Source organism: Bradyrhizobium acaciae (assembly GCF_020889785.1).
GTDB lineage: Bacteria > Pseudomonadota > Alphaproteobacteria > Rhizobiales > Xanthobacteraceae > Bradyrhizobium > Bradyrhizobium acaciae.
Genome location: NZ_JACMYK010000245.1, coordinates 1 through 5,467 on the forward strand (window position 1 = coordinate 1; position 5,467 = coordinate 5,467).

A 5,467-nucleotide genomic window follows, 5' to 3' on the forward strand; every position below is an offset into this window, starting at 1 on the left:
CGCCACCGCGGACCCGGCTCCGGTGGCGAAGCGGCCGAACGCGAACAGCAGGTGGTCGGCATGGGCGCGGATCGCCTCCGCCACGGCACGATCACCCGCCGTGCCGACCTCGCGCTTCATCCATTCGAACATCTCGCGGTCGAGCGCGGTGAAGGCCTGCACGGCGCGGCTCGGATCGGTCGCGATCAGTGCAACGGCGACGCCGAGCTTGATCTCGAAACTGAGCGGATGCTGCGCGGTGAAGGCCTTGGTCGAGATCGCCAGCGCCGTCTCGCGCAGCCGCATGCCCCTTTCGGGCTCGCCGCGCCGCTCGTGCTGGCCGGCGGCGAGCACCGCGGCCTTGACGCGCAGGAAATCCGCAAAGTTCTCCTCATTGGCGACGATCGCCTCCAGCCGCGCCAGATCGGCTTGCGACATCGCGGCGTCGCCGGCGGCGAGCATGTCGGTGTAGAACAGCCAGGCGTCGGCCTGGCCGGCGAAGCTCGGGTCCTTCGGCGCCATCGCGGTCGCGATCGCACGATGCCGGCGGAAATAGCGGCGGGCGTCGTCGAAGCGCCCGAGAGCGAGGAAGTCCTGCCCGGCATTGTTGACCGACACCAACGTGTTGAGATGGTTCTCGCCATAATGCTTGGCGCGCTTCTCGATCGCGAACAGATCGAGCTCGAGCGCCTTCGCCGGCGCGCCGATCTCGCGCAGCATGTCGGCATAGTTGTTGGCGAGCTTCCAGGTGGTGCGGTGGTCGGGCCCCAGCGCCTTCTCGGAGCGCTCGAAATTGTGCCGGCCCAGATTCGTCGCCGACGCAGCCGAGCCGTTGGCCGAGAGCGCGACCGCGAGCTTGTCATTGGCGATCAGCGATTCCTCGGAGCCCTCGCCCCAATAGGCATTGAAGGCCGCGATCGCCTTCATGTAGAGCGGCACGGCCTCGGCGATCCTGGCGTGGTCGGATATCAGGATCGCGTACATCAGGAGCACGTCGGCATTGCCGGGCGGCGATTGCGCGGCCGCCTTGCCCTGGAACGCGCGGACGAACAGTTTTTCGGCCAGATCGTCGCGCCTGATCGCGCGCAGCGCGGCGGTCGCGTCGAAATATTGCTCCATGACGAACTGCGCGTCATCGAGCTTGTCTGCCGCATCCAGTGCTGCAAGCAACTGGGCGTAGCCCGCGTCGATCTTGCCGCCGCGGGTCAGCGCGACGGCGTTCTTGATCTGCGCGGTGACCGCCTGCGTGCCGCCGGTGCCTTGCGCCGGCGCGCGCCTGGCGGAGGAACTCTGCGCGATGGCGGTGTCGATCGGTCCGATCAGAACGGTGCCGAATGCGAGGATGATACTGAGCGATGCGGCCACCCCGCGCGCGCGAGCGGAACCCCCGGTGAGCTTCATCAGTAACGCATCCTCATCGTGCAGTCCGTCATCGGATCGCGTTCCCCGCACCTGACGGCGTCGTCGCAACAGGCTCGCGACGCTTTACCGGCGCGCCTTTGCATGAACAAGACAGCGCGGCCGGATGCGCGTGGCGCGGAGCCGGTGAGCCGAAATCGTGCTTGTTGGTCGCAGCCGGTGCCTCCGGCGTTCACGCAGTGAGCCCCGAATTGCTCCCGCGCCATGCACGGGCGGGTGCCTTGCGGCATCGCTTGCATGCCTCCGGCATGATCAGGCCGTCGGACGATGTTACCGCCGACGTGCGGACTGGTCGTGCCGTCCGCATCAAGTCGGCTTCAGGGGCGACAATCAGCGCGCAGGGCACCGCGTTCTCCCGGCGACCGCCTTTCACTTCGGTACAGAAACGCGCGCGGCCGAAAGCGGAAATGAATTCTGACCATCGTCACTTGCACCATCCCGCCCGATTCGCGTATGAGGCGCATCCTTCGCTTTCTACAACTTTTCATTTGAAGGCTGATCGCCGATGTCCAACGCCACCCTCGACGCCAACAAGGCGCTCGTGCTCGCGCATTACGACGCCGTGACCAATCGCCTCGATCCCGATGCGATCCGCGCGCAGCTGGCGTCCGACTTCTTCGATCATGCCGCAGGCAAGCGGATGAGCGCGGAGGAGGTGATCGCGCATTCGACTGCGATGCACGAGACCTTCGCCGAGTTGTCGGCCGTGGCCGAATGCCTGGTGGCCGAGCGTGACATCGTCGCCGGCCGCTTCGTCTGGCGCGGCCGCCACCGCAGCCCGTGGCGCGGCATTCAACCAACCGGCCGTCACGTCGAATTCCGCGGCATGACGTTCTGGCGGATCAGGGACGGCAAGATCACCGAACGCTGGGCGGAGATCGATTTCGTCGACCTGGAACGTCAGCTCAGGGATTGAGGGAAATCTGCACAACTCCGTCGCGCTGCGACCGTGATGCGCCGTAAGCTTGCGCGATGAATCAAAAGTCTCCGACATGGGAATCGTAACTCGCTTCAACCTCCCCCCGGTGTTGGGCAACGATCTGGATCACGTCTTCAATCCTGCGCAGAGCCTATTTTGACGCGCGCGACATTCCCGGGCATGATCGGCCATCGAAGCAGGAGGGATGTTTGCATGCTCAGGGGTCGTTTGGCGGTTGTGTTCGGCGCCTTGCTGTTTGCCACCCCCTCCTACGCTGCCCGCTGCGGCGGCAGTTTTCCGGCCTTCGTCCAGTCGTTCTCGCAGGAGGCAGCTAGCGCCGGCATTCAGCAGGACGTGATCTCGCAGGCGCTCGGTGGGGTGCAGCAGGATGGCGGAGTGCTCGCCTTCGACCGGCGGCAGCGCTACACCTTCAACAAGACTTTCGAGCAGTATGTCGCAACCCGCGTCGGCGCCGGGCGCATCAATGGCGGCCGCGCCATGTTGCAGCGTCACGCGGCGCTGCTGTCGAAGATCGAGCAGCAATACGGCGTGCCGCGCCAGATCCTGGTAGCGATCTGGGGGCTGGAGACCGATTTCGGCAAGGGCGACATGGGCAAGCTGCCGGTGTTCCGCGTGCTCGCCACGCTGGCGCATGATTGCCGCCGCACCGACCTGTTCCAGGGCGAGCTGCTGGCCGCGCTCAAGATCCTGCAGCGCGGCGATCTCCGCCTCAATGACATGATCGGCGCCTATGCCGGCGAGATCGGGCAGACCCAATTCCTGCCGTCGTCCTACATCAAGTATGGCGTCGATTTCGACGGCGACGGCCATGTCGATCTGCGCCACTCGGTGCCCGACGTGCTGGCCTCGACCGCGAACCTGCTGCACTCGAACGGCTTCAAGATGGGCGCGCCGTATGGCGAAGGCAGCGCGAATTTCGAGGCGATGCGCGAGTGGAACAGGGCGGTGATCTATCGCAAGACCATCGGGTATTTTGCGGATCAGCTTGTCGGGCGGTGAGCGAGGGCAGGCGGAGTCGTTCCCACCATCGCCCTCCGGAAACCCGGCCGGCGCTCCTGTGCCAACGAAGCGGCCCCAGCGCCCGGGGACGCCCCGGGCCTACGTCGTCCCTCTCACCGATAGAAAATGTCCAACGGCCGGGATTGCCACCAGTTCCCGAAAGATGACCTCAGCGAGAGGGGGCGCGCTGAGGTCAAGTCTCCACTTTGGTCGTCCCCAGCGCCGCAATGAACGGCACTGGACGCGCAACAACCTGATCGCCTCCTCCGCCGTTCCTTCGATTGCCAGAATTTCCCGGAAGGTTGCGCACTATTCGATATCGCCAGGAACGGCGACGTCTTCGAGCCGTTGGAAAGCGCGAAAATGGCGCAGCACAAGGCACAAGTCCGACCGGCGCGGAAGGATGATGTACAAAGACGCGATCATGGACGAGTTGAGGCAGATCGAACTCGACGTGGTCGAAGGGGAAAGGCGGCTGGCGGAGCACGAGGCGCTGCTGATTGAATTGAAGCGGCTGAACAAGAACACTGCCAAGATTGAAGCCGAGCTCGAAGCGATGCGAAAAAATCAACTTGAGCGAGAGCAGGACCGCCAGCGTTTGCTTTGGCTTCTGCATCCCTAGCGCAAGGTGGCCTCCGGCCCGTCGCCCAGTCCGGGCCGTTGCCCACCCGGATAGGAACTTGCCCGTTTTACGGTTGTTATCCAGGCGAGCTCCTGACAAGGCTGCTTGGCAAAAGGTCTTTCGATCATGGTTCGGTTGCTGGCGACTTTCGCTTTTGGCGCACTGTGCATTCTTCCGGACTCGGCGTCCGCATATCGGCTGAAGTCGCAGCGCAGTCAGGCTTCCGATCTCAGCTCACGTCAGCGGTGCGTATGCAGCACATTGCACAGGCCCGTCCACATCGTTCGATACAGGCACTACCGACCAAGATCAGCATATTTGATCGGCTATGATCCTCTGCCGTACCGCTACGGCTCGACATACGTTTTTGAACCGCCCTATCGGTATTATCGGTGACCCCCTGGATCGCCCGGGCTAAACGCTGACACCGGCAAGATCGCTCCTGTCGAAAACGCCGCGCCATTGAGCGGCGCCCTCTTTACATCCGGCCGCATCGCGCGCAGGCAGTGACGGGTCGAGAGTGCAGGGCTCAATGGAAACCATCGGCAGCCAAAAGATCTGGTCGTTCTTCGATCGCCGCGGATGCCAGATCGCGAGGAATTCGGCGGTGCGGGAGGGGCCGGGCCATCGCGTCGGCACCTATCTCGAACTCGCCACCAAGATCGCCGAGCTGCAATTCCTCAACCGCGACCATGTGCTGCTGTTTCGCGGCCAGGGCGCGGACCACCGCAATGTCAAGAACAACTCGTCGCTGAAGCCGACGCTGTTCCGCGGCGGCCGCAGCAACCCGGACCGTGAAACGCTGGTAGAGCGGTTCGAGGTCCTGCGTCGCGCCGAGCAGATTCTGATCGCCGAATACGCCAAGGAAAAACTGCTCGGGCTCGAGCGGCTGAAGCGGCATCGCATCCTGCGCTGGTCGATCCTGCAGCACTACGAGGTCTGCACCACGCCGCTGCTCGACGTCACCCATTCGATCCGCATTGCCGCCTCGTTTGCCTCGCTGGCGGAGACCGGCACCGCGTTCCTCTATGTGCTCGGCGTGCCGAATCTGAGTGGCGCGATCACTGCGAGCGCCGAGGCCGGCCTCCAGATCGTCCGCCTCTCCAGCGTCTGCCCGCCGGCAGCGGTGCGGCCGCACATCCAGGAGGGCTATCTGCTCGGCGAATATCCGGAGATGTCCGGCACCGAGCAGAAGGAAAACTACTTCCCCTACGAGATGGATTTCGGCCGGCGGCTGGTGGCAAAATTCTCGTTCGCGCCGGCGTCGTTCTGGAAGAACGACAATTTTCCGCAGGTGACGAAGAGCGCGCTCTATCCGTCGGAGCGGAGCGATCCGCTGTTTCGTCTGGCGCTCGGGGTGAAGAAGCAGCTCGGCGGGTGAGGTGCGCTGATCGCGCCAAATACTCGGTGTCGTCCCGGGCCTGACCCGGGACCCATCAACCACAGGGGCCTGTTGTTGAAGCGAGCTGTGGCCCCAGCATCGCGCCACAACGGCCTGTTGTGGTTAT

General features: G+C 64.2%; 5 protein-coding genes. 4 read left to right on the forward strand and 1 reads right to left on the reverse strand.

Going from position 1 to position 5,467, the window contains the following annotated elements; genetic code table 11:
• On the reverse strand, positions 1-1,380 hold a 1,380-nt coding region (locus tag H8A92_RS39365), incomplete at its 3' end, for a tetratricopeptide repeat protein (protein ID WP_229200641.1).
• A gap of 523 nt (positions 1,381-1,903) precedes the next feature.
• Between H8A92_RS39365 and H8A92_RS39370 the strand changes: the two genes are divergently transcribed.
• From H8A92_RS39370 to H8A92_RS39385, 4 genes are all read left to right on the forward strand, one after another.
• Positions 1,904-2,314 (forward strand): ester cyclase, encoded by a 411-nt coding sequence (locus tag H8A92_RS39370; protein WP_229200642.1) that lies wholly within the window; start codon positions 1,904-1,906, stop codon positions 2,312-2,314.
• 216 nt (positions 2,315-2,530) lie between these two features.
• Entirely contained in the window at positions 2,531-3,337 is an 807-nt protein-coding gene (locus tag H8A92_RS39375; RefSeq protein WP_229200643.1) for a lytic murein transglycosylase, read from the forward strand.
• A 406-nt stretch (positions 3,338-3,743) separates the two neighbouring features.
• Positions 3,744-3,959 carry a hypothetical protein gene (locus tag H8A92_RS39380; protein ID WP_229200644.1) on the forward strand — a complete coding sequence of 72 codons (216 nt, stop codon included), beginning with the start codon at positions 3,744-3,746 and terminating at the stop codon, positions 3,957-3,959.
• A 532-nt stretch (positions 3,960-4,491) separates the two neighbouring features.
• Positions 4,492-5,340 carry an FRG domain-containing protein gene (locus H8A92_RS39385; protein WP_229200645.1) on the forward strand — a complete coding sequence of 283 codons (849 nt, stop codon included), beginning with the start codon at positions 4,492-4,494 and terminating at the stop codon, positions 5,338-5,340.
• The last annotated feature ends 127 nt before the right edge of the window (positions 5,341-5,467 follow it).